Raw genomic sequence first — 24,664 nt, 5'->3', positions numbered from 1 at the left:
GATTTTATTGGTTCTTTGTTGGCCATTTCATTTTATCGTTATGGATTCAAGCAGTTGAAATGATCTCGTGACGACATCATGGTTGAAAGTGTTACAAATCGTGTCGAGCAATCGATTATTGGCGCAATCTTCAATACCATCAAACCCTACCGATGAAACCTCACAAGGACTCAGGTTAATAATGAAAATGAATAAAACCTTACTCGCTGCCAGTATTGCGCTGGCGGCAATGACTTCAGCTTGCTCCGATAACAAGCAAACAGCTGCGCCAGAAGTGACGCCAGAAGCTGCCGCAGTGGAAGCTGCGCCAGTACTTAAGTCAGGTATCACTCAAGAAAACTGGGATGCCAGCGTTCGCCATCAAGATGATTTTTATCTGAGTGTAAATGGCGCTTGGCTGAAGAATACTGAAATTCCTGCTGATCGCTCTAACTACGGCAGTTTTACTGTGTTGTTAGAAGAATCTCAGTTGGCGCTGCGTGAAATTATTGAACGCGCTGCGGCAAGCGAGCAAGTGACGGGCTCTGAAGGTCAGAAAGTAGGTGATTTTTATAAAACCTTTATGGATGAAAAAGCCGTTGAAGAAGCGGGTCTGAAGCCTATTGCTGCCGACTTGGCTGCCATTGATGCGCTGACCTCGCATTCGGACGTTGCTGCCAAGCTGGGTGAAATCTTGGTCAATGGTGGTGGCTCTTTGTTTGGTTTTTATGTCAACAATGATGCCAAGCAATCTGATCAGTACATTGTCTACTTATACCAATCTGGTCTGGGCCTGCCTGATCGCGATTACTACAGCAAAGAAGATGAAAAGTCAGAAACCTTACGCCAGCAATATCGTGACTATATTGCCGATATGCTAGATAAAGTTGGCCACGCCGATGCTGCTGATGCTGCCTCTGCGGTTATTGCATTGGAAAGCCAGCTTGCTGAAGCACACTGGACACGCGTTGAGCGCCGTGACGCCAACAAGTCTTATAACAAAATGACCAGCGAAGAGTTGGCCGCCTTGTTAGGCGATTTTGATTTTGCCGCCTATGCCAAAGCTGCAGGGATTGATAGCGTCACCGACTACGTGGTGCGTCAGCCAAGCTACATTGAAGCTGTTGGTGCCATGTTTGTTGATGTGCCAGTTGAACACTGGAAAGCCTATCTTAAAATGCGCCTGCTGAACTCGGTCGCCGATTACCTGAGCTCAGAATACGTTGACCGTAGCTTTGAATTCTACGGTAAGACGTTACGTGGGATTCAAGAGCAAAAACCTCGCTGGAAGCGTGCGGTTGAAGATGTTGACAGCATGATGGGCGAAGCCGTTGGCAAGCTCTACGTGCAAGAGCACTTTAAGCCAGAAGCGAAAGAGCGGATGGAAACACTGGTTGAAAACTTGATCAAGGCATTCGAAGTGTCGATCAAAGATTTGGACTGGATGACCGAAGAAACCAAAGTTCAGGCACTGGAAAAACTCGCTAAATTTACGCCAAAAATTGGCTATCCAGATAAGTGGCGTGATTACTCTGCCCTAGAAATTGTTGCTGGCGATCTGGTGGGCAATATTCGTCGCTCTGCCAACTACGAATATCAATTCATGTTGAACAAATTGGGCGAGCCAATTGATAAAACTGAATGGCACATGACGCCGCAGACAGTGAACGCTTACTACAACCCAGTGAATAACGAAATCGTATTCCCTGCCGCTATTCTGCAACCGCCATTCTTTGATATGGAAGCAGACGATGCCGTTAACTATGGTGGAATTGGCGCGGTTATTGGCCATGAAATTGGTCACGGTTTCGACGATCAGGGCAGCAAATATGACGGCGACGGCAATTTGCGTAACTGGTGGACTGATGCTGACCGTGAAGCTTTTGAAGAGCGCACATCTCGCCTAGTAGAACAATACAATGGTTATTACCCATTCGAAGACGCACACGTAAACGGTGAGTTCACCTTGGGTGAAAACATTGGTGACTTAGGTGGTTTGTCGGTGGCTTATAAAGCACTGCAACTGAGCCTGAATGGCGGCGAAGGGGAAGTTATCGATGGCCTAACAGCAGATCAACGCTTCTTTATGGGTTGGTCTCAGGTGTGGCGTCGTAACTACCGCGAAGAAGAATTACGCCAGCGTTTGGTGACCGATCCGCATAGTCCTTCGCACTATCGTGTGATTGGAGTGGTTTCGAATATTCCAGAATATTACCAAGCGTTTGATGTCAAAGAAGGGGATGCCATGTACATTGCCCCAGAAAATCGTGTGAAAATCTGGTAATTGTTTGGTAGAGCAGTAAATTTCGCTTGCTGCTCTTACCAATTTAAGCGATGTTAACGGCACCGGTCTGGTGCCGTTGTTGTTTTCGAGGAACTCTATGTCCGCCACTCAAATCCGAAACTTGTTAATTGCCCTTGCTGCTGTCGCTGTGGTGGCAATTGGCGTTGTTGCATGGTTAGCAAAGTCTGGCAACGAAGCCGTTGTTGCGCCGTTGGACGTCACGCCTGAGCCTGCCGTTGAAGTACTTCCTGAACCCATTGTGGTGCCAGAGCCCGACGTGGTGGAACCAGAGCCGCAGCCGGTCGTTGTTGAGCCCGAGCCTGCTCCAATGCCAGAACCCGAGCCTGAACCTAAAGTATTTGATTTTGAGTTGCCGCCGTTAGCTTCCAGTGACGCGACCTTGCTTGAGGCGCTGCAGCAGAAAATAGTTAGCAAAAGCATTGGCTTGTTGGTGGACGAAGCGCTAATCGAGCACTTTGTTGCCTCTGTAGATGCGTTATCGCGTGGGCAAATTACCTATAATTTACTACCGGTTGAACGTCCGGTCGGTCGCTATAAAGTGATTGAAGCTGAGGGTAAATTGTATGGTTCAACGGCAAACATTGCGCGTTACCAACCTTATTTAGACCTAATGACGGCGATGCCACGAGAGCACTGGCTTGCTTTCTATCAGCATGTTTACCCGTTGTTACAACAAGCCTATGAACAATTAGGTTATCCCGATCAGGCATTTCATGGGGTGTTTTTGCAAGCTATCGAACGTTTGCTTGCGACGCCAAAGCCTGGTCCGTCAATTGAATTAGAGCAACCGCATGTTATGTATGAGTATGCTGATGAGGCTTTGCAGAATTTAACGCCTGCAGATAAGTTGATGACGCGTTTGGGGCCGAATCTGAATGGCAAGGTTCGACTGTTGTTGTCAGGCTTACAGCAGCCGTTGCAGGAATGGCAGCCTAATTAGCGGGTTGTGTTGTATTGAGCGCACGAAGATAACAATTAAAAAAGGACGGCTTAGCCGTCCTTTTTTATATTAACCGTCTAAATAGGGTTTGCTTTCGCTCATGGTTACGCGGTTTCGCCCTTCGCGCTTGGAGGTATAGAGGGCTTCATCAGCTTTTTCTAACCAGTTCTGATGAGACTCAATATCCGCTGAGTTTTGGGCAATGCCAACACTGATAGTCAGGCTGATGGAATGCTGTTCAAATTCAACGGCTTTTTTCTCAACCACCTTACGCAAGCGTTCAGCAAAGTAGAGCGCCTGGTCTGGCTCCGTATCCAATAGCAGTACGGCAAACTCTTCGCCGCCATAGCGTCCTGCGATATCAGTGGTGCGCTTGGTGCGCTTGATGCGGCGAGCCACTTCTCGAATCACTTCGTCACCGGCAAGGTGCCCATATTCGTCATTGATTCGTTTGAAGTGGTCAATATCAAGCATGATCAATGTACTGGGTCGTTTGGAGCGCTGCATGCGCGCGTACTCTTGGCGCAACTGCTCTTCCCAATGGCCCCGATTAAACAACTGAGTGAGGGCGTCGGTGCGACTAATTTCCTGCAATCGGCTATTCGCCAGCTTTTGCTCAATCTTGTTAACGGCTTCGTCAGTTACATCGTAAATAATCAGTGCGATATGCTCGACTTCGCCGGTCAGTGATTCCAGCGGTACAACCGTCATGTTTTGGTACATGTAGCTTGATGAGCCGGTGATCGGTCGATAATTCTGAAAGCGGAATACATACGGGCGTTGCTCCCAAGTGGTAAAGGAGCGTGATTTTAACAGTCGAGCGCTATCTAGCTTATGGCGGAACCATTTCTCAGGCAGGTCGGGGTAGACCTTGAAAATTTCCCGGTTGCGTACTTGATCGGGGGCGAGTCCTGAATGGTTTTTCATGAAACCATTCCATACTTCAATGCGATAATTTTTATCAAGCACCACCAAACCCACATCAATGTGGTGGATCATGGTGATCATCCAGTGCATTTCGCGGAAGTCACTACTACTCATGACTCCTCCAGCAAGTATTTAATATTTTCACGAAGCACAGGCAACGACTCTTCAGTGAACACCAACAACAAATCACAATTGATTTCGTGGGTTTCTACTTTGTAATTAATTTCAATCGCAAGGTTTTTTTGCCAGCGATTTTGGTTGGCGGCAATAAGATCTTTTACCTGACAATGTTGCCCCAATACAACGGGGTGGCCTTGGCTAAAGTGCACATGCAACATATCTGCGATGCCCTTTAAGCAAGCACCAATTAAGATATTGGACAAGTCCATCAAGACTTCAATTTCGCCTTGTGAATCCATGTAGCCGTCGTGACCCAGTAATTCCGCCATGTCATCGAAGCGTGTGTCATCGAATAACAAGAACGCTTCGCCTGAAATTCCATCGCCAATAAAACCCTGGCAGACGGCAGATAAGGTGCTGTAATCGCTAACGGCTTGGAGAGCCATGTGCAATTCGGAGCTTTCCAGGATATTAACGTTTGGAATGGGCAGTTTGACAAACAGGTTAAGAATTTCCGCCATTAAACCGCCGGCCCGTCCCATGGCAACGTTGGCCAATTCGCGGTAGGCGTCCATTTCTGACACTTCCATCTCTGAAAAGTCAGCGCCGGCGTCAGTTTTACCTTGACTGGTGTACCAACCATGGCGTTCAAGAATATGTTGGATTTCAGCTTTGCTAGCGGGTTTGCGCAGGAACTCTGCAGCACCCAACGCGGTGACACGTTCTAAGGCTTTGGTTTGAATGTCGCCCGATACCACCACAATGTCTGGGCGCTCGGCATCGTGTTGTAACTTCTCAAGGACCTGATAACCATCCATGACCGGCATGGTGAGGTCGAGAAACATTAAATCAATTTGTTGAGTCTGACATAGGTTGGCGCCTTCTTGCCCATCTTTGGCAAAAAGAACTTCCACATCCCAGCCCGCTGGCAAACTTCGATGAAGTTGCTTACGAGCTAGTGCTGAGTCATCACATATTAGAACAGTCTTAACCACAGAATATCGCTAAATAAAATGTATAAAATAAATACTAAATTCGGATGATACACGAACAGCGCACTTTTATAAGGGTGGTAACGAGTTAAAGCACTGGTTATGTGAACTTGCTAGGGGCTGGATCGTGTCAAATGTTAAGCCTTATTGATTGGTTGCATGGCAAGGAGTCAATCTTGCAAAACTTCACATCCGAGAATCGTAAATAGCATTAAGCTTAACGCTACGTTAAATTGCCTTGATAAGCAGCTGATCGCCATAACGCCATCTTGGCGTTGATTAACCTTATGGCGAGTAAGTCTCAGTTGCGATTCTGTGATGGTGTTAGCCTTTGGTCTTATTGGCCTTTAGTCGCTATAACAGATATAATTTTGCGCTCAATTTATGGGCAGATCCGATACTAAAAACAGATGCCCAGCCTATGAATACGTGCACAAGGCCCCCACTGACGAGAGGATGATAACTGTGCTAGACGCTTACCGTTCGCATGTTGAAGAACGTGCTTCCCAAGGGGTGGTTGCTAAACCACTAAATGCCGAACAAACGGCCCAACTGATAGAACTTATTAAAACGCCTCCTGCTGGCGAAGAAGAATTCCTGTTGGAATTGTTATCTCAGCGCGTTCCCCCTGGTGTTGATGAAGCCGCTTACGTCAAAGCTGGCTTTTTAGCTGCAATCGCTAAAGGCGAAGCAAGCTCTCCAATTTTGTCACCAGAGCTTGCTACTGAATGGCTCGGCACCATGCAAGGTGGTTACAACATTGCTTCACTGATTGAGCTGCTCGAGATTGATGCGCTGGCGCCAATTTCAGTTAAAGCCTTGTCACACACCTTGTTGATGTTTGATGCCTTTTACGATGTAGAAGAGAAGGCCAAGGCCGGCAATGCATTTGCTCAGCAAGTCATGGATTCATGGGCAAATGCCGAATGGTTCCTGAGCAAGCCTGCGCTGCAAGAGAAAATTACCTTAACGGTCTTTAAAGTGACCGGTGAAACCAATACCGATGACCTGTCGCCTGCGCCAGATGCTTGGTCGCGTCCAGACATTCCTGTGCACGCGCTGGCGATGCTGAAAAATGCGCGCGATGGCATTGACCCTGTTAAGCCGGGCGAAATTGGTCCGTTAGAGCAAATCGAAGCCATGAAAGCCAAAGGTCATCCAGTGGCTTATGTTGGTGATGTTGTGGGTACCGGTTCTTCGCGTAAGTCAGCCACTAACTCAGTGTTGTGGTTTTTCGGCGATGATATTCCTTACGTTCCAAACAAGCGCACTGGCGGCTTTGTATTGGGCGGTAAGATTGCTCCTATCTTCTTCAATACCATGGAAGATTCCGGAGCTTTGCCAATTGAAGTTGACGTTACGTCATTGAATATGGGCGACGTGATTGACATCTACCCGTTTGAAGGCAAGGTTTGCCAACACGGCACTGACGAAGTGATTTCTACCTTCGAACTAAAAACTGACGTGTTGATTGATGAAGTCCGCGCCGGTGGCCGTATTCCATTAATTATTGGTCGCGGCTTAACGGATCGTGCTCGTGAGTCTCTGGGCTTGCCAGTGAGCGAGGTGTTCCGTCGTCCTGCTGCCGTTGTTGCTTCTGACAAAGGCTTTACCTTGGCGCAGAAGATGGTTGGTAAAGCATGTGGTGTTGAAGGCGTACGCCCGAATCAATACTGTGAGCCTAAAATGACCACCGTTGGTTCGCAAGATACTACCGGCCCGATGACGCGTGATGAGCTGAAAGATTTGGCTTGTCTTGGTTTCTCTGCTGATTTGACCATGCAGTCATTCTGTCACACATCGGCTTATCCAAAGCCTGTTGATGTGGAAACTCACCACACCTTGCCTGATTTCATCATGAATCGTGGTGGTGTTTCATTGCGTCCAGGTGATGGCGTGATCCACAGCTGGTTGAACCGCATGCTGTTGCCAGACACCGTTGGTACTGGTGGCGACTCACACACCCGCTTCCCGTTGGGCATTTCATTCCCTGCTGGTTCTGGTTTGGTGGCGTTTGCGGCGGCAACCGGTGTGATGCCATTGGATATGCCGGAATCAATTCTGGTTCGCTTCAAAGGCGAGATGCAACCGGGCATTACCCTGCGCGATTTGGTTCACGCCATTCCGCTGTACGGCATCAAGCAAGGTTTGCTGACGGTTGAGAAAGCGGGCAAGAAAAATGCCTTCTCTGGTCGAGTCCTTGAAATTGAAGGTCTTGAGACGTTGAGTGTCGAGCAAGCGTTTGAATTATCAGATGCTTCTGCTGAGCGTTCTGCGGCTGGCTGTACCATTAAGCTAGATAAAGAACCAATCATCGAATACTTGAATTCGAACATCGTGATGCTCAAGTGGATGATCGCGGAAGGTTACGGCGACCGTCGGACCATCGAACGTCGTATCACAGCAATGGAAGCTTGGCTAGAAAACCCTGAGTTGATGGAAGCCGATGCGGACGCTGAATACGCGGAAATCATCGAAATCGATTTGGCTGATATTAAAGAACCAATCTTGTGTTGCCCGAATGATCCAGATGATGCCAAGACTTTGTCTGACGTTGCTGGCGTTGGTATTGATGAAGTATTCATCGGTTCTTGTATGACCAACATTGGTCACTTCCGCGCAGCCGGTAAGCTGTTGCAAGATTTTGCTGGTCAGCTGCCAACCCGCCTGTGGGTTGCACCACCGACCAAAATGGATGCTCAGCAGTTAACTGACGAAGGTTACTACAGCGTTTATGGTAAAGTCGGTGCGCGCACTGAATCGCCGGGTTGTTCGCTGTGTATGGGGAACCAGGCACGAGTTGCAGATAACGCAACGGTTGTTTCTACCTCTACCCGTAACTTCCCGAACCGTTTAGGTACTGGCGCTAACGTTTACTTGGCGTCTGCTGAATTGGCAGCTGTTGCTTCCATTATCGGCAAGATCCCGAACGCCGATGAGTACATGACGTATGCCAAAACCATCGATAAAGATGCGGCGGACACCTACCGTTACCTGAACTTCCACCAGATGCCAAGCTATACCAAAAAGGCAGATGATGTGATTTTCCAAACAGCCGAAGTTTAATTTAGTTAAACATCAGCAGCTAATAACAAACCTCGCTTCGGCGGGGTTTGTTGTTTTTAAGGCCATTGAAAGTTGGTACGCGAGGCAATGTAAGGAGCAATTGTTGCTCGGTATTCTAGAGCAGCCATTGCAGGAGCAAATGCTTGGCAGTAGTCTGTTACGCAAGAAACAAATACAGATCAGAAGAGAGTTACAGAATGGCTAAATTAAGCCTTCAAGAGCAAATGCTAAAAACTGGCTTGGTCAGCAAGAAAAAAGCGGGCAAGGTGGCCAAGCAAGCTAAAAAAGGTCGAGTACAGGCTCGGGAAGTAAAAGCTGCCGCAGAAGAAAAACGCCTCGCGGAGCAAGAAAAAGCCAAAGAGTTGAATCGTCAACGCGATGAAGCAGCGAAGCAAAAAGCCATTGTCGCACAAATTAAGCAACTCATTGAAGTCAACCGCATTGATCGTGCCAGGGGCGACATTAGCTACAACTTTACTGATGGCTCCGTGGTGAAGAATGTGCACGTTGACCAAGCTACCCAAAAAGAATTGATGAAAGGCCGCTTAGCCATTGTTCGATATGGCGAAGGCTATGAAGTGGTACCAGCTGGCGTGGCAGATAAAATTGCCCAACGTGACGAAAGCTTGGTGGTGCTAAACAATTTGGTTGATGATAAAGAAACCGATGAAGACGATCCGTATGCTGAGTTTGTCGTGCCCGACGATTTGATGTGGTAATAACCCCGCCTCGTAAACACAGTTAAACGGTTGATGGGCTCTGATGCCACCAGCAGAGCCTATCAAGCCAGCCTATTTCACCAATCGAACCCAAGCCAGTAACTGTTTACGCTTACTATAAAGAAGTAGCGTCCCTGCCAGAGCATAAAGCAGAGCGTCGTTCCATGGGCTTTTCTGTGACCAATAAAAATGCAACAACACTAGGGCGAAAGCTGGGTACACCAGACTATGTAGCTGCACCCATCGGGCTCCCATTTTTCGTTGTATCAACTTGAGCGACGTTGTTGTTAACGCCATGAGCACAAGCCAAGCAATGAAGCCAACAGTGATGTAAGGCCTGCGAATTACCTCGTCAATTACATCTATCCACTGCAATTGCCACTCAAACACCAAAAAGCACAGAATATGAAAGGTCGCATAAAAAGCGACATAAAGGCCGAGCATGCGCCGGCATCGCATCAACAAAGGTGTTTTACGCCAACGGCTCAGCGGCGAGACAAGTAGTGTGGCAAATAGGCAATGAACAGCGCCAATGCCGTAGAAATGAATCAATTCCTTGACGGGATCGGCACCTAAATCATCGATGGCGGCCAAATAAAACAGCCAAATGGCGGGCAATAGACAGGCACCATGAATGACTAATTTAAGCGCCCAAAGTTGAGGCTTGGTTGTTATTAATTGCGGCATTCGGTTGCTCAGAAAAAATGATTCTCTTTGATACCACTGTATAAGCTAGCCACTTGTTCACCATAGCCATTATAGAGTTCAGTATCACGACGCTTTTGGCTAAAGATGCCTCCGCTACCAATGATTCGCTCGCTCGCTTGACTCCAACGAGGGTGCGCAACGCTAGGATTCACATTGGCAAAAAAACCGTATTCATTGGGAGCTAAGTCATGCCATGTTGTGCGCGGCCGGCGTTCACTAAAGTGAATACTGACGATGGATTTAATGCTCTTAAAGCCATATTTCCAAGGAACGACTAATCGTATCGGGGCACCGTTTTGCGGTGGTAGCGTTTTACCGTATAAACCAACGGCCATAAGAGTCAGCGGGTGCATTGCCTCTGCAATGGTTAAGCCTTCAACATAGGGGTAGTTAATACCGCCACCAGCCCAGCGATTTCGCTGACCGGGCATTTGGGCCGGATCATGTAGAGTTTTAAAAACGACGTATTTGGCTTTGCTTGTGGGCTTAAAACGCTTCAGCATATCGCCAAGTGAAAAACCTATCCACGGGATCACCATGGACCAAGCTTCAACGCAACGCAGCCGATAAATACGCTCCTCTAGCGGATTCCATTTCAATATGTCTTCTAAATTAAACGAGCCTGTAATTTCTGCTTCACCACTGATCGCAACCTGCCAAGGCTTGGTTTTGAGTGCCTGGGCATGCTTGGCTGGATCGGCTTTGTCGGTACCAAACTCATAGAAATTATTATAAGTGGTGACTTTCTTTTCAGGCGTCAGATCTAAGTTGGACTCAGCGCGCTGATAGTTAAGGGGCTGGCGTTGCGCTGCCGCAGCCCGCTTAGCTGGCATCAAGCTTAACGCCGAGATGGCAGTAGCACCTTTTATCAATTGGCGCCGATTTAAATACAAGGCCTCATCGGTGACGAGAGACTCTGGTAGCGAAGGAGCTAGTTTGTTCATCATTCAAACCGAGTTAATGAGATTAATGACACAGACCGAACGTTGAGGCTAAAAGTTTCAAGCGAGTTTCAGCTATCATTGTAAACGGCAACGATAATTTGAATGATCACAGTATGGACTACGAATTTTCCACCAATGTTATCGATGGCACACCCGTCGCTAAAGTAGATGATCCGCAAAGCGCCTTTGGGACTTGGCTCACGAGTGAAGTTGGCCTTGATATCCCGCGTGTCAAAGCGCTTTTGAAATTGCTCGAGAGCACGGCCGATAGCTGGCAAGAAGAAGGACGAGAGTGGCTACTCGAATGCGAAAGCGGTGATATTCAATTGGCGCACCATAGCATGACATGTGATGATGAGATGCCCTTATCTGGTGAGAATGATTTACGGGATGATCATGAGAATCTTTCCGCTGAAGCCGGATTAGAAGATTTTTGTGCATTGCTAACTTCTTGGTTTCACCATATTTCTTCGTAATTACGCCTCGTTCTCTTGGTCGTTGCTTAGGCCCTCCGCACGATTATAGTGCTAGATCCTCAATAAACGTGATTGCATCCCCTTTGTGCGCTAGTTTGGTGCGTTGCAAGGGATCAATATGGTGCGTGGCGCTGCTCATGTTCCCTTGTTTGTAACTACTGCTATTTATAACTTACTGATTAATAGGCTTTTGTATTGTTTGGCATGATGCTTGTTAACAAAACCTTGAACAATAAATAAATACCCGAGGGAGTACGCGATGAAACTTGTGACTGCAATCATCAAGCCGTTCAAGCTGGATGATGTCAGAGAAGCAATCTCAGAAGTCGGCATAGAAGGCCTGACTGTGACTGAGGTTAAGGGTTTTGGCCGTCAGAAAGGTCATACCGAATTATACCGTGGCGCTGAATACCAAGTAGATTTCTTGCCAAAAGTTAAGCTGGAAATCGCCACTAATGACGAAAACGTTGAGCGCTTGGTTGAAGCCATCAGCAAAGCGGCTTACACCGGTAAAATCGGTGACGGCAAATTGTTCGTCTACGACTTAGAACAAGCTGTACGGATCCGTACAGGCGAGGCCGATGCAGAAGCCCTTTAAGGCGCTGCTGTCCAGTCTGACTATTCCGGGAGAAAATAATGGATAATCTAAATTATATTTTTGAATTGCAGTACGCAATTGACACGTTCTACTTTCTAATTTGTGGTGCATTGGTTTGGTGGATGGCAGCTGGCTTTGCCATGCTAGAAGCCGGTTTGGTGCGCTCAAAAAACACCACTGAGATCCTGACCAAGAACGTCGCGTTGTTCGCGATTGCTTGTACCATGTACCTGATCTGTGGTTATGAGTTCATGTACGGCGGTGGTTACTTCCTGTCTGGCGTAACAACTGTTGCTGGTATGGATGACGCTGCAGTCGCTGCTGTTTTGGCTTCATCTCATGAGTCTGGTTTTGGTGACATGGGCGAATATGCCGGTGCATCTGACTTCTTCTTCCAGGTGGTATTCGTAGCAACGTCTATGTCTATCGTATCTGGTGCGGTTGCTGAGCGTATGAAATTATTCGCTTTCTTGGCATTCGCAGTGGTAATGACTGGTTTCATCTATCCAATGGAAGGTGGCTGGACTTGGGGCGGTAACTCTGTCTTCGGTCTTTACGAGCTGAGCTTTTCTGACTATGCCGGTTCCGGTATTGTTCACTTGGCTGGTGCTGCTGCTGCTTTGGCTGGTGTCCTGTTACTGGGTGCTCGTAAAGGCAAATATGGCCCTAACGGTGAAGTTCGCGCGATTCCAGGTGCAAACCTGCCATTAGCTGCGCTAGGTACCTTCATCTTGTGGATGGGTTGGTTCGGCTTCAACGGTGGTTCTACCCTGAAATTAGGTGGTATCGCGGTAGCGAACGAGGTTGCTAACGTGTTCTTGAACACCAACGCCGCCGCTGCTGGTGGTGCAATTGCTGCTCTTATCGTCGCTAAGATTTTGTTCAAGAAAGCTGACCTAACCATGATTTTGAATGGAGCCTTGGCTGGCTTGGTCGCTATTACTGCAGAACCTGCTGATCCGACGCCGCTGCTGTCTACCTTAATTGGTGCTGCTGGTGGTGCCTTGGTTGTCTTCTCAATTATCACTCTTGATAAGCTGAAGGTTGATGATCCAGTTGGTGCTATCTCTGTTCATGGTGTTGTTGGTATCTGGGGTATCTTCGCGGTACTTCTGTCTGACCCTGACGCGACCTTCATGGGTCAGTTAGTCGGTACATTGACTATCTTCGTATGGGTATTCGTAACAAGCTTGATTGTCTGGGCAATCATCAAAGCGGTTATGGGCATCCGTGTTAGCGAAGAAGAAGAATATGTCGGCACTGATGTTACCGATTGTGGCTTGGAAGCCTACCCAGAGTTTGGCGCTTCAGCCAAATAACTCGACGCTTCCCCACATTGAAAAACCGGAGCATTTGCTCCGGTTTTTTTATGCCTCGATTTTGGTACCGGCATACCTCTGAGCTTTGGCGTGAGGGGTTATAGCGAAAGAAAAGGGGGCTATAGGCGTTACAAAGACGGATGACGGCCGCTTGAATACCAGTGCTCATTCGGTTCAACCGAATGGTACAGCGCAAAGTGGCAAATGGTGTCAGCAGGAAAGCTTCAGTCGTTGCGAGCAACCCAAACAAAAAGTCCCATCGTGCTGGAATGGGACTTTGTTGCATGTTTAATCAATGTTTACGACTAAGGTCTAAATTGTATAGATTGAGGATTTTGGCACTATTCGCTGTAGCCAAATAAGCTACGAACAGATTGAATCGTTGAGTCAATCCCCGCAGCTTTGGTTGGGGTGATGAAGATGGTATCATCGCCAGCGATTGTGCCCAGGATCCCTTCGGCTTTGCCGATGGAATCAAGTAACCGAGCAATCAATTGTGCGGCGCCCGGACTCGTGCGAATCACAATCATAAAATCGTTGTGATCAATGTCGATGACAAGGTTTTTTAACGGACTCGATGTGGTTGGAACCCCAAGTTCTGCGGGCAAGCAGTAAACCATTTCTTGTTTCGCGTTGCGGGTTCGGACGGCTCCGAATTTCGAAAGCATGCGCGATACTTTAGATTGGTTTACATTGCTAAAGCCTTGGTCTTTTAGTGCGCTGACTATCTCTCCTTGCGAGCCAAATCGCTCTTGCTTGAGAAGATTATGGAATGCTTTGACTAAGGCATCTTGCTGACTGGATTGCATAACTGGCCCCTAATTGGTTATGCACTCATTGTGCATAAGTTTGCAATGTGGGGCAAACTTATGAGGCCTTGATTACTCGGAATGTGCGTTGCTTTTTGTTTACGACTTATTTTACTCCAAAAATAAGTAAAACTGAGCTTTGATTTCGCACAACTCATTCCCCTTCATTTGGGTGCAGGCTATTGTTGCTAAGAAATAAAAATACCCTACACAAACTATAAATCCTATTAGGAGAATAACTATGAAAGTTGCTGTACTTGGCGCCGCAGGCGGAATCGGACAAGCGTTGTCGCTTCTGCTAAAAACCCAATTACCAGCAGGCACTGATCTTGCCCTGTATGATATTGCCCCGGTAACGCCAGGCGTTGCTAAAGACCTGAGCCACATTCCAACTGCTGTGCCAATTGAAGGCTATGGTAAAGATGATTTACACAAAGCACTTGAAGGTGCTGATATTGTTATGATCCCTGCCGGTGTGCCGCGTAAGCCTGGTATGGATCGCGCTGATTTATTTAACGTTAATGCGGGTGTGGTGAAGCACCTAGCTGAGCAGATTGCTGACGTTTGTCCGACTGCTTGTGTTGGTATTATTACTAACCCAGTCAACACGACTGTTGCTATTGCTGCTGAAGTATTTAAAGCCAAAGGCTGTTACAACAAGAACAAGTTGTTCGGTGTGACTACTCTGGACGTCATTCGTGCTGAAACCTTCATTGCTGAAGCTAAAGGCCTTAACCCTGCGGATGTGAACATTAATGTTATTGGTGGCCACAGTGGTGTAACGATTTTGCCGCTACTAAGCCAGTTGGGCCTTGATTTTTCTGATGACGAAATTGCTGCCATGACGCATCGTATCCAGAATGCTGGTACTGAAGTGGTGGAAGCTAAAGCCGGTGGCGGTTCTGCGACCTTGTCCATGGGCCAAGCTGCAGCTCGTTTCTGCCTGAGTTTGATCAAAGCTCTGAACGGTGAAGAAGGCGTTGTTGAGTGCACCTATGTTGATGGTGGCTCTGAACACGCAAGCTTGTTCGCACAGCCTGTTAAGTTAGGCAAAAATGGTGTTGAAGAAGTTCTGCCATATGGCGACATCAGTGCCTATGAGAAAGAAGCACTTGACGGCATGCTCGAAACCTTAACTGGCGATATCGCCAAAGGTGTTGAGTTCGTCAACGGCTAACTGATACTGAACGATAAAAAAACCAGCCAATCGGCTGGTTTTTTTGTTTGTGGCTCATTGAATATTAAACGATGAACATACGCTCAAGTTGAGCGTAAGTGCAATTAGTGATTACGCTCCACAGCAATGTTAGCCAAGCCGATCAGTGCTTGTTTATACTCCGAATCTGCCATAAAGCTTAGCGCGGCAATGGCTTTGTCGGCTTCTTCTTCAGCCTTTTGACGAGTGTAATCAAGCGAGCCAACACGAGCCATGGTTGCCTGAATAGTGGCTAAATGCGGTAATCCATTCGCGTTCTCGATGGCATCTTTAATTAAAGCCGCTTCGGCTTCGTTGCCGTTTCGCATGGCGTGCAGCAACGGCAAGGTGGGTTTGCCTTCAGCTAAATCATCGCCGGCATTTTTTCCCATTGTGTCGGCATCTGCGGTGTAGTCGAGTACATCGTCAATGAGCTGAAATGCTGTGCCCAAGTGTTTGCCATAATCAAGCATCGCTTGTTCGATATCGGGTGTTTGCGCTGATATCACTGCGGCTAGACGGGTCGCAGCTTCAAAAAGCTTGGCCGTTTTGCAATAAATCACTTGGAAGTAATTGGCTTCATCAACAGCTGAATCATTAACGTTCATGAGCTGCAAGACTTCACCTTCGGCAATTCGATTAGTCGCGTCAGATAAGATGTCCATCACTTTCATGTCATCAAACTGAACCATCATTTGAAAAGCGCGTGTATAAAGGAAGTCGCCCACCAAAACGCTGGCTTGATTACCAAACAATGCGTTGGCCGTTTCTCGACCACGGCGCATGGTTGATTCATCCACCACATCATCATGTAACAGGGTTGCTGTGTGAATAAACTCAATTAGCGTGGCGAGTTGAATATGGTGTTTGCCGTTATAGCCAAGGGCGCGCGCGGCCAATACCGTTAGCAGCGGACGAAGTCGCTTTCCGCCGCTATTGACGATATAAAAACCAAGTTGATTAATCAGCGCCACATCGGAAGTGAGCTGTTCGCCAATTAATGTATTGACGGCATTCATGTCGCCTTGGGCGATATGCTGAATTCGATCCAATTTCATCTGACTTGTCGAAATATGAAGCAGTTAGGGGGCAAAAGTTGAAAGGAGTTTACGCTCAAATTGACCATTAAGACAGTTAGACAAACGAATGATTTCCACTGTGTGCAAAAAACGAACGAAGGTTGCCGCTAGACAGTTGTTTTTTGTTTGTAGATCGCATAGAATTCGCGCCCTAAAGTTTTAAGGCTACAAGTACCTTGCCTTATAAAAGGTACTGAAATTTTCGGAGTATAAGAAATATGTACGCGGTTTTTCAAAGTGGCGGTAAACAGCACCGAGTTGCAGAAGGCCAAACCGTCCGCCTGGAAAAGCTGGACGTCGAAACCGGCACTGCCGTTGAATTCGACAAAGTCCTGTTAGTCGCGAACGGTGACGATGTAACAATCGGCGCACCTTTCGTTGAAGGCGGAAAAGTTAAAGCAGAAGTTGTGACTCACGGTCGCGGCAAGAAAGTTAAGATTGTTAAGTTCAATCGCCGTAAGCACTCTCGCAAGCAAGCGGGACATCGTCAGTGGTTCACTGAAGTGAAAATCACTGCAATTAGCGGTTAATCAGAGGAGTCATAACTAATGGCACACAAAAAAGCTGGCGGTAGTACTCGAAACGGCCGCGATTCTGAAAGTAAACGTCTTGGTGTTAAGCGCTACGGCGGTCAAACAGTTTTAGCTGGTAACATCTTAGTTCGTCAACGTGGTACAAAATTCCACGCTGGTGACAACGTTGGTATTGGTAAAGACCACACTTTGTTTGCAACTGCAGACGGTGTTGTTAAGTTTGAAGTTAAAGGCCCTAAAAATCGTAAATTCGTTAGCATCGTAGCGTAATTTCGACCGCCTTAACTTGAAAAGCCCTGCCGTGTTCGGTGGGGCTTTTTGTTTTATGAAAGCCTTGTTGCTTTGCAAATAGCGCCACTTTTTTGCAGCAACCTCCAACAGCCCCTAAAATTCCTGAGAGATCAGCAATAGGCAAACGCCATGAAATTTGTAGATGAAGCACGAATCCACATCGAAGCCGGTAAAGGCGGCAACGGCATTATTAGTTTTCGCCGTGAAAAGTACATTCCCAAAGGCGGCCCTGATGGTGGTGATGGTGGTGATGGCGGACATATCTATATTCAGGCTGATGAAAACCTCAGCACGCTGATCGATTACCAATTTGAAAAAGCATTTCAGGCTGAGCACGGTGAGAATGGCCAAAGCCGAAACTGTACCGGTCGTCGTGGTCAAGATAAGACCTTGATGGTGCCTGTGGGTACCCGCATTTGCGATGAGGACACACAGGAAGTACTCGGCGACCTGACGGAGCACGGCCAGCGTATGCTCGCTGCTAAGGGCGGATTTCACGGCTTAGGTAATGCTCGCTTCAAAAGCTCAACGAATCGTGCGCCGCGGCAAAAAAGTAATGGTACGCCAGGTGAAGGTCGACATATTACCTTAGAGCTGATGTTGTTGGCGGATGTTGGTTTACTCGGGTTGCCAAATGCGGGTAAGTCCACCTTTATTCGCTCTGTTTCTGCCGCCAAGCCAAAAGTTGCTGATTATCCGTTTACGACTTTGGTACCAAACCTTGGTGTTGTGCGTTTAGGCAGTGGCAGTAGCTTTGTAATTGCTGATATTCCTGGCCTGATCGAAGGCGCAAGTGATGGTGCCGGTTTAGGCGTGCAGTTCCTCAAGCACCTAGAGCGTTGCCGCATTCTGTTGCACTTGGTTGATGTGATGCCAGCTGATTGCTCCGATCCTGTTGATAACGCCATGACTATCGTTAATGAGATTGAGTCTCATAGTGAGGCACTTGCTGATAAGCCGCGCTGGTTAGTTTTCAATAAGACTGATTTGATGCTTGAAGATGAATTGGCTGAAGTCATTGGGCGTGTCGTCGATGCGCTGGCCTGGGAAGGCCCTGTATTTCAAATTTCAGCAGCCGAGCGCAACGGCACCGAAGCCTTAACGCAAGTTATTGGCGAGCAATTAGAGCAAATGCCGCGGGTTGTTGAAGAGCAGTCGGACGAGCCTGAAGAAGTTGAGTTTCAGTGGGATCACTACCACAAAGAGCAACTCGAAGACGCCGACGCAAACCCCGATTTCGAAGATTGGGATGATGACGATGACTTGGATGATGATGAGGAAGATGACGGTCACGTCATTTACCAAAAATAAGCAAGTTAAGGTAAAACGTGAATGAGCAGCCCAAGGGCTGCTTTTTTGCTATTTGGCGCAACCATTCTTTGGTTGTTATCCTAGCCCACTAACATTTCAATGAGTAATGGTGACATGCGAATTTCTCTGATCGCGGCAATGGGTCGAAACCGCGTCATAGGTAAAGACAACAAAATGCCTTGGCACATGCCTGCCGATCTTAAACATTTTAAAGCTGTGACGATGGGCAAACCTGTTGTCATGGGACGCAAAACCTTTGAATCGATTGGTCGCCCGTTGCCGGGCCGAATGAATATTGTGGTGACACGAGATGAGGACTATCGAGCGGATGGTGTAGAGGTCGTTCGAAGCCCAACGCAAGCCATCGAGTTGGCGAGTAAAGCCACCGAAGATGTCATGATTATTGGCGGCGGTCAGATCTATCAGCACTTCTTACCGATGGCCACAGACCTGTATTTAACCTTCATTGATGCCGAGCCGGAAGGCGATGCTTACTTCCCTGAATGGCCCACAAAATTCCGTCAGGTGTCAGTATCCCGTCACGAAAAAGACGATAAAAATGACCATGCATGCGAATTCGTGCATTTGGCAATTTAAAGTAACAGGCAGTGGTTAGAAACTTGTTATTAAGCACAAATAAAATGTGGGTTGCAGGGTGAAAATTCGGTAACATTAGCTCAATTAATGACTTATTTTCTAGGAGTACAAGATGTCTTCTTTGGCCAAAGCGCTAGCCGTGAGTGCGGTACTCAGCGTATCTATGATTTCTTTGCCTTCAGCAAATGCTAATAGCGTTGAGCAGGCCCTAACCAGTGTGTGTGAGTACACTGCACAAAACGATAAATCTCGTGTTCGTAAAGCGTTGAAAAATGCGTCACTGCGCTTGCGCGACATTTACGTTGGCTTTGAGTGCAACGGCTTGAGCTTACTGCGTTTTGCTATGTCTAAGAATGCTGATGACACAGGTGAGTTTATCGCCAAGAAACTGTCTAAGAAAATTCTAAGTGCGCCAGAAAAAGACGGCCAGACGATATTGGACTGGGCTAATGCTAATGGGCATGGCGGTTCTGCTACGGTTGCAGCGATTCAATCTCGTATCAACTAATTGCCTTTTGTTCTCGGCATAAAAAAACGCGCCTACATGGCGCGTTTTTTGTTGCTAAAGCTCGGTTAGACGTTGGTTAGACAACGAATTGCTCAATGGATTGCTTAAGCTGAGTCGATAGCTCAGAGACTTGGTGACTAGCCTGTGAGGTTTGTTGTGCACCAGATGCATTCTCTTCGGCAATGGTCACGATCTGCTCGAGTCGCTCGCTGATTTGCGCGGTCACAGAGGTTTGCTCCTGAGCTGCGGTATTAATCTGGCTGCTAATGTCGTGAGCATGGTGTACCGAGTCCGTAATGACCTGTAGCGCATTGGTGGACTCTTCAGTTTGCTTCACACACTGGGTTGCTTTTTCTTTGCCTTGTACCATGGATTTCACAGCACGCTCCGCACCTTCTTGCAGCTTCTCAATCATGTCATTGATTTCTTGCGTCGATTGCTGAGTACGGCTGGCAAGTGAACGAACTTCATCAGCAACGACCGCAAAGCCTCGGCCTTGTTCGCCGGCGCGAGCCGCTTCAATCGCCGCGTTAAGTGCCAGCAAGTTGGTTTGCTCAGCAACACCGCGGATGACATCAAGTACCGAGCTAATGCTGGTGCTATCTTCATGCAGTTGATTAATTACCGCAGAAGCGTTGTCGACTTCTTCCGCCAAGGATTCCATGGTTTGACGGTTAGTAAGAGCAAGCTCTTTAACGTGCTCTGCTTCATCATCAGCGTGTTTGATGGCTGCTAAGGTGTCATTGGCGCTATTAACAACTTGCTGAGCTGTGCTATTCATTTCTGTGGTTGCAGCTGCAACCTGTTCAATCTCAGAGCGCTGTTGCTGAATTGAAGCTGTGGTTTGCTCGGTAATGGCCGATGTTTGTTCGGCAGCAGAGCCTAACTGACTTGAGCGATCAACAATGCCGTTAATCAACTGGCGCAGGTTGTCGGTCAGAATGTTGACGTTACCCGACAGAACGCCAAACTCATCGTTTTGCGAGTCTTCTAAGCGATGCGTTAAATCACCTGAAGCAATGGTCTTCAGCATCGAGTTGACGCGGTTTAGCGGCCGGATAATGCTACGAACCACCACAAATGCAATTCCCGCGGCGAGTAGCACAGAAATGATCATCACAATGGTATTGATTTGCTTACCGCTACTCACCACTTGGGTGACGTCTTGCTGAGCTTGCTGGCTGAACTGACTAACCGTTTCTGCCATGGCAATCAGTAGCGTTGATAACTCTTTGCTCTGCGCTTCAAACTGATCGTGACGTAACTCGGCAGTTTGTTGTTGCTCAATGGCAATACGCTGTTGAGACAACGGAGACTGACTGCTTGTAAGCATTTGTATTAGGCTGTCGATCGCGTCTTTAGCGTCATCGACATACTCAGGCTCTTGGAGTTGATCTTGATACTGAGCAATTTGGCTGAAAGTGCCTTGGATATCACGGATAACAAAGTCAATTTCACTTTTACCCGTCTTCAACTGCTCGGTACGCGTCATGGTTAACACGTCTTGCAATACCGTTTGAATTGATACTGTTTTTGCTTCCAGACTATTGGCTAAGCTTGCCACCAGCTGAGAAGCTTCGTCATCTTCGCTTTCTGTGGCGTCAAGCAAGTCCAGTAAATAACCGCCAGCATCATCCGCCGCATCTGAGATCTCATCGAAGCTATCGAGTGCTTGTTGTCGCGCCACTAAACTGTTGCGGTGCGCACTGATTGATTCGCGAGCAAGCTTATCGTATGACGCGACGATGTTTGCTGCGCTTTGGCGTTTGTCCGTAAATTCGCGGTTGTCGAACTGGATGGTATCTAATGTGGTTAAGGCACCTGCGAGTTCGACCAAGCTTTGCTCAAATAAACCAACATTTTGATCAAGTTTGCTGGTGGTGTCGGTATAGTAAACTTCCAGGCCGACAGTATGGCTGGCAGCAATTTTCAATTGTAAATTGCTAACAGCGTTTAAGGTGGGGATGGCCACATCGTTAACTTGCTTTTGCGAGGTGTTAACAGTGCTTAGTGAGAACAACGAGCTGGCGCCACTAAACAACAGCAGCGCCGTAATGACGGTGAACCCAAGAATGACTCGCATTGCTACAGATAGTTTCATGCCAAATTTATTCCTGACTAAAAATTGTTAAATGTTAATACGGTTTTTATATTGTTATTTTTGTGACCAAAGTACCGGAATTCATGTGGTTTATCTATGGTTTTGGCGCAATCAGGACAGCATTTGCTGTTTGAAATACTTGCCAGACTGCCAACACAGCATGGTGAGTTCATTGCCCCAAACACACCCAGTATCAAGTGCTATGTATCTACTTTCATTAGTTTTTCCCATCAACGAAGCCCAATGCCCAAAGACATAATTATGGCTATTACATTGATGCTGATGATGCAATTCAAACCATGGCGTTAATAACTCATCGGCATGTTCTGGGCTGACTTTAGTATTTAACTCCAATGTGCCATTGGGGTGACAAAAACGCATCCGCGTCAGTGCATTAATAACAAAACGCCAGCGCTCTGGGCCGATAAGCTGATATGACCAAATAGCAGGTGAGTCACCGTACATTGCTTGGAGTAGCGAGAGGTAATGTTTGCCCCGTAGCTGTTGTGAGACTTCTTGAGCCAGCATATCGGCTTGCTCAACGCTCCAGCGTGGGTAAATACCGGCGTGAGTCATAACAATGGGAAAGTCAGGATGGCGCATCAATAAAGGTTGTTGACGCAACCATTGCATTAATTCATCGCGATCTTTCGCAGTCAAAATCGAATCGATTTTATCTTTGGCTTTTGCTGGCTTAATGCCTTCGGCAACCGCCAACAAATGCAGATCGTGGTTGCCCAGCACGGTATGGACATTTGGTTGCTGTTTAACCCAACGCAATGTCTTGAGAGACTTAGGCCCGCGCGCCACTAGATCGCCCGTCAGCCAGAGAGTATCGTCGCTGCCAAAATCAACTTGCTGGAGCAGTAACTGCAATTCATCAAAGCAGCCCTGAATATCACCGACTAAGTAAAGCGCCAAGCGTTGCCTCCTAATGGAGTGTGTTGGGCGAAGCTAAACGAAAAGCAGGAATAGGAACATCAAACACTGTGCCTGATTGGCTACAGAATGTGTAATGGCCATGCATGGTGCCGACGGCTGTTTCAATAACGGCACTGCTGGTATAGGCAAATTGTTCGCCACTTGCGATATCGGGCTGCTTGCCAACAACACCAGGGCCGTCAACTGTATTCACTTCGCCATCGCCATTGGTAATTTGCCAATGGCGGGTCATCAGCTTGGCAGGCTCATCACCATGATTGGTAATGGTGATGTTATAAGCAAATAAATAGTGGTCTTGATCGGGGAGCGATTGCCGCTCTAAGTAACTGACTTCAACTTTAATGGAAATCGAATCACTTAAGGTTTTAGTCATGAGATTCTGCCGCGTTGTCTTCAACCGAGCCATGCTGATTCACATAATTACTTATTTCTACGAACTGCTCGATGGAGATCTGCTCAGGGCGTAAGCCAGGATCAATCCCAAGTTGTTGTAACGAATCTGCAGAAATCTTTCGTTTTAAGCTGTTACGAAGAGTTTTGCGTCGTTGATTAAATGCATCACTGACGACTTGCTCAAGCATCGAAATATTGTCTGCAGGCCAACGTGGTGGCGCAGGAATTAAGCGAACCACAGCGCTGTCGACTTTTGGTGATGGTTTAAAAGCCGTCGGCGGCACTTCCAATACAGGCACAGCTTTACAGTAATATTGAGTCATCACTGACAGGCGACCATAGGCTTTACTGCCAGGGCCTGCAGCCATGCGAACGACCACTTCCTTTTGCAACATGAAGTGCATGTTCTCAATGCTGTCTTGAAACGTGAGCAGGTGAAAAATTAAGGGCGTCGATACGTTATAAGGCAGGTTACCGAATACTTTGATTTTTTTGCCGTCTTGGCAAAGCTGACGAAAATCGAACTTGAGCGCATCGCCTTCATGCACGGTCAGTTTGCTGGCGATAAACGGGTGATGGCGCAGGCGTTTAGCCAAATCGCGATCGAGCTCTACCACATGCAAATGATCCGCGACTTCGGCAACTGGCTCTGTGAGGGCTCCTAAGCCAGGGCCAATTTCCACCAGAGTATCATCTGGCTGCGGATTAATGGCACGAACGATACCATCAATAACGTGGGTGTCGGTCAAGAAATTCTGGCCGAATCGCTTACGAGCGGTATGACCTAAATGATTACGTTGGTTCACGCGGATGCCTCTTTTTGTTCTGCTCGCGCTGTAGCCATTTTAATGGCTTCAGATAAGGCGACAATCAGGCTGCCTTCATCAGCATTGCCTGAGCCAGCAAGCTCAAGTGCAGTGCCGTGATCAACCGATGTGCGAATAAATGGCAGGCCAAGGGTGATGTTCATCGAGGCGCCAAAGCCGCGTGCTTTAAGCACCGGTAAGCCCTGATCGTGATACATAGCCAATACAGCATCTGCGTTATCTAAATATTTGGGTTGGAACAGCGTGTCGGCTGGCAAGCAACCCACTAAGTCCATGCCTTGCTCTCGCAATTGAGTCACGACCGGGTTGATGGTCGTGATTTCTTCGGTACCTAAATGACCATCTTCGCCGGCGTGAGGGTTCAGGCCACACACGTAAATTCGAGGGTTGGCAATGGCAAATTTTTCCTGCAAATCGTGGTGCAGGATCCGAATTATTTTTTCTACCCGATCGGCAGTAATCGCTTTAGAAACATAGGCCAGAGGAATGTGAGTGGTCACTAATGCTACGCGCAAACCTTCGGTTGCTAGCATCATCACGACATCTGGCGTATTGGCGTGCTGCGCAAAAAATTCGGTGTGACCACTAAAAGAAATTCCAGCTTCGTTGATCACGCCTTTATGCACAGGGCCAGTGACGACGGCACTAAATTCACCGCTCATATTGCCGTTAATAGCGGTTAGCAACGTGTCTAGAACATACGGGCCATTATCAGGTGACAATGTGCCAGCTTCTACCGGCGCTGCGAGTGAATGATTTGCAACGTGCAAAGTGCCGGCTACTGAAGGCTCTGCCGGCTGGCTCGCATCGTAATGCTGCAACGAAACGGGAAGGCCAAGCTGTGCCGCCCGTTGTTGCATTAGTTCTATATTGCCGCAAACCACCAATTGCACTGGCCAGTCTCGCTGAGCTAACTTCAAGACTAAATCTGGACCGATGCCAGCGGGCTCTCCTGGTGTAATGGCGATACGTAATGTCATTCGCG

At 47.6% G+C, this 24,664-nt stretch carries 24 protein-coding genes; 13 read left to right on the top strand and 11 right to left on the bottom strand.

The genetic code is table 11. The features are described 5' to 3' along the window. Nucleotides 1-187: 187 nt before the first annotated feature. Together K0504_RS14950 and K0504_RS14945 are read left to right on the top strand one after the other, a co-directional pair. The gene (locus K0504_RS14950) at nt 188-2,263 is read left to right on the top strand and encodes a M13 family metallopeptidase (protein ID WP_220104982.1); all 2,076 of its coding nucleotides are present in this window, start codon (nt 188-190) and stop codon (nt 2,261-2,263) included. A gap of 97 nt (nt 2,264-2,360) precedes the next feature. Further along, a complete protein-coding gene (locus K0504_RS14945) occupies nt 2,361-3,224 on the top strand; it encodes a DUF3014 domain-containing protein (protein ID WP_220104954.1) in 864 nt (287 codons plus the stop codon). Between the two features lie 69 nt (nt 3,225-3,293). Here K0504_RS14945 and K0504_RS14940 read toward each other — a convergent pair whose 3' ends face one another. Further along, nucleotides 3,294-4,265, bottom strand: coding sequence for a diguanylate cyclase (locus K0504_RS14940; protein WP_220104953.1), 972 nt, complete (start codon nt 4,263-4,265; stop codon nt 3,294-3,296). Continuing rightward, nucleotides 4,262-5,266 (bottom strand): response regulator, encoded by a 1,005-nt coding sequence (locus K0504_RS14935; RefSeq protein WP_220104952.1) that lies wholly within the window; start codon nt 5,264-5,266, stop codon nt 4,262-4,264. Before K0504_RS14935 ends, K0504_RS14940 begins: the two co-directional genes overlap by 4 nt. Before the next feature lie 462 nt (nt 5,267-5,728). Here K0504_RS14935 and acnB point away from each other — a divergent pair, with 462 nt between their 5' ends. Together acnB and K0504_RS14925 are read left to right on the top strand one after the other, a co-directional pair. Then, nucleotides 5,729-8,329 (top strand): bifunctional aconitate hydratase 2/2-methylisocitrate dehydratase, encoded by a 2,601-nt coding sequence (gene acnB / locus K0504_RS14930; protein ID WP_220104981.1) that lies wholly within the window; start codon nt 5,729-5,731, stop codon nt 8,327-8,329. Nucleotides 8,330-8,526: 197 nt separating this feature from the next. Further along, nucleotides 8,527-9,048, top strand: a complete 522-nt coding sequence (locus tag K0504_RS14925) for a DUF2058 domain-containing protein (RefSeq protein WP_220104951.1) — start codon at nt 8,527-8,529, stop codon at nt 9,046-9,048. Between the two features lie 72 nt (nt 9,049-9,120). Here the strand turns inward: K0504_RS14925 and K0504_RS14920 are convergent, their stop codons facing one another. After that, nucleotides 9,121-9,735: a protein-methionine-sulfoxide reductase heme-binding subunit MsrQ gene (locus K0504_RS14920; RefSeq protein WP_220104950.1), complete on the bottom strand. Its 615-nt coding sequence runs from the start codon at nt 9,733-9,735 to the stop codon at nt 9,121-9,123. Between the two features lie 8 nt (nt 9,736-9,743). Further along, complete coding sequence (gene msrP / locus K0504_RS14915; RefSeq protein ID WP_220104949.1) at nt 9,744-10,703, bottom strand: protein-methionine-sulfoxide reductase catalytic subunit MsrP; 960 nt, start codon at nt 10,701-10,703, stop codon at nt 9,744-9,746. Between the two features lie 110 nt (nt 10,704-10,813). Here msrP and K0504_RS14910 point away from each other — a divergent pair, with 110 nt between their 5' ends. The 3 genes from K0504_RS14910 to K0504_RS14900 all read left to right on the top strand — a co-directional run bounded on the left by K0504_RS14910 (nt 10,814) and on the right by K0504_RS14900 (nt 13,093). Continuing rightward, complete coding sequence (locus K0504_RS14910; protein WP_220104948.1) at nt 10,814-11,176, top strand: YacL family protein; 363 nt, start codon at nt 10,814-10,816, stop codon at nt 11,174-11,176. A gap of 259 nt (nt 11,177-11,435) precedes the next feature. Beyond that, nucleotides 11,436-11,774, top strand: coding sequence for a P-II family nitrogen regulator (glnK, locus tag K0504_RS14905; protein ID WP_220104947.1), 339 nt, complete (start codon nt 11,436-11,438; stop codon nt 11,772-11,774). A 38-nt stretch (nt 11,775-11,812) separates the two neighbouring features. Then, nucleotides 11,813-13,093, top strand: coding sequence for an ammonium transporter (locus tag K0504_RS14900; protein ID WP_220104946.1), 1,281 nt, complete (start codon nt 11,813-11,815; stop codon nt 13,091-13,093). Nucleotides 13,094-13,434: 341 nt separating this feature from the next. Here the strand turns inward: K0504_RS14900 and argR are convergent, their stop codons facing one another. Continuing rightward, nucleotides 13,435-13,902 (bottom strand): transcriptional regulator ArgR, encoded by a 468-nt coding sequence (gene argR / locus K0504_RS14895; protein ID WP_220104945.1) that lies wholly within the window; start codon nt 13,900-13,902, stop codon nt 13,435-13,437. Nucleotides 13,903-14,143: 241 nt separating this feature from the next. Between argR and mdh the strand changes: the two genes are divergently transcribed. Continuing rightward, the gene (gene mdh, locus K0504_RS14890) at nt 14,144-15,079 is read left to right on the top strand and encodes a malate dehydrogenase (protein ID WP_220104944.1); all 936 of its coding nucleotides are present in this window, start codon (nt 14,144-14,146) and stop codon (nt 15,077-15,079) included. A 104-nt stretch (nt 15,080-15,183) separates the two neighbouring features. Here mdh and ispB read toward each other — a convergent pair whose 3' ends face one another. Continuing rightward, nucleotides 15,184-16,155, bottom strand: coding sequence for an octaprenyl diphosphate synthase (ispB, locus tag K0504_RS14885; RefSeq protein ID WP_220104943.1), 972 nt, complete (start codon nt 16,153-16,155; stop codon nt 15,184-15,186). Between the two features lie 239 nt (nt 16,156-16,394). Here ispB and rplU point away from each other — a divergent pair, with 239 nt between their 5' ends. The 5 genes from rplU to K0504_RS14860 all read left to right on the top strand — a co-directional run bounded on the left by rplU (nt 16,395) and on the right by K0504_RS14860 (nt 19,416). Next, nucleotides 16,395-16,706 (top strand): 50S ribosomal protein L21, encoded by a 312-nt coding sequence (rplU, locus tag K0504_RS14880; protein ID WP_220104942.1) that lies wholly within the window; start codon nt 16,395-16,397, stop codon nt 16,704-16,706. An 18-nt stretch (nt 16,707-16,724) separates the two neighbouring features. Beyond that, entirely contained in the window at nt 16,725-16,979 is a 255-nt protein-coding gene (gene rpmA / locus K0504_RS14875; protein WP_087507105.1) for a 50S ribosomal protein L27, read from the top strand. A gap of 150 nt (nt 16,980-17,129) precedes the next feature. Next, entirely contained in the window at nt 17,130-18,311 is a 1,182-nt protein-coding gene (gene cgtA, locus K0504_RS14870) for an Obg family GTPase CgtA (protein WP_220104941.1), read from the top strand. A gap of 114 nt (nt 18,312-18,425) precedes the next feature. Further along, nucleotides 18,426-18,908, top strand: coding sequence for a type 3 dihydrofolate reductase (folA, locus tag K0504_RS14865; RefSeq protein WP_220104940.1), 483 nt, complete (start codon nt 18,426-18,428; stop codon nt 18,906-18,908). A 112-nt stretch (nt 18,909-19,020) separates the two neighbouring features. Further along, nucleotides 19,021-19,416 (top strand): DUF3718 domain-containing protein, encoded by a 396-nt coding sequence (locus K0504_RS14860; protein WP_220104939.1) that lies wholly within the window; start codon nt 19,021-19,023, stop codon nt 19,414-19,416. Between the two features lie 76 nt (nt 19,417-19,492). Here the strand turns inward: K0504_RS14860 and K0504_RS14855 are convergent, their stop codons facing one another. From K0504_RS14855 to pdxA, 5 genes are all read right to left on the bottom strand, one after another. Further along, the gene (locus tag K0504_RS14855) at nt 19,493-21,517 is read right to left on the bottom strand and encodes a methyl-accepting chemotaxis protein (protein ID WP_220104938.1); all 2,025 of its coding nucleotides are present in this window, start codon (nt 21,515-21,517) and stop codon (nt 19,493-19,495) included. 111 nt (nt 21,518-21,628) lie between these two features. Further along, on the bottom strand, nt 21,629-22,438 hold the full coding sequence (locus tag K0504_RS14850; RefSeq protein ID WP_220104937.1) for a symmetrical bis(5'-nucleosyl)-tetraphosphatase: 810 nt from the start codon (nt 22,436-22,438) through the stop codon (nt 21,629-21,631). A gap of 10 nt (nt 22,439-22,448) precedes the next feature. Then, the gene (apaG, locus tag K0504_RS14845; protein ID WP_220104936.1) at nt 22,449-22,832 is read right to left on the bottom strand and encodes a Co2+/Mg2+ efflux protein ApaG; all 384 of its coding nucleotides are present in this window, start codon (nt 22,830-22,832) and stop codon (nt 22,449-22,451) included. Further along, the gene (rsmA, locus tag K0504_RS14840) at nt 22,825-23,658 is read right to left on the bottom strand and encodes a 16S rRNA (adenine(1518)-N(6)/adenine(1519)-N(6))-dimethyltransferase RsmA (protein ID WP_220104935.1); all 834 of its coding nucleotides are present in this window, start codon (nt 23,656-23,658) and stop codon (nt 22,825-22,827) included. The genes apaG and rsmA overlap by 8 nt, the downstream gene beginning before the upstream one ends. Next, a complete protein-coding gene (gene pdxA / locus K0504_RS14835) occupies nt 23,655-24,659 on the bottom strand; it encodes a 4-hydroxythreonine-4-phosphate dehydrogenase PdxA (protein WP_220104934.1) in 1,005 nt (334 codons plus the stop codon). Before pdxA ends, rsmA begins: the two co-directional genes overlap by 4 nt. Nucleotides 24,660-24,664: the final 5 nt, after the last annotated feature.

Source organism: Neiella holothuriorum (assembly GCF_019457915.1).
In the GTDB taxonomy this organism is placed as follows: domain Bacteria; phylum Pseudomonadota; class Gammaproteobacteria; order Enterobacterales; family Neiellaceae; genus Neiella; species Neiella holothuriorum.
Note: the sequence above shows the minus strand (reverse complement) of the source record. Positions and strands in the feature narration are given on the sequence as shown.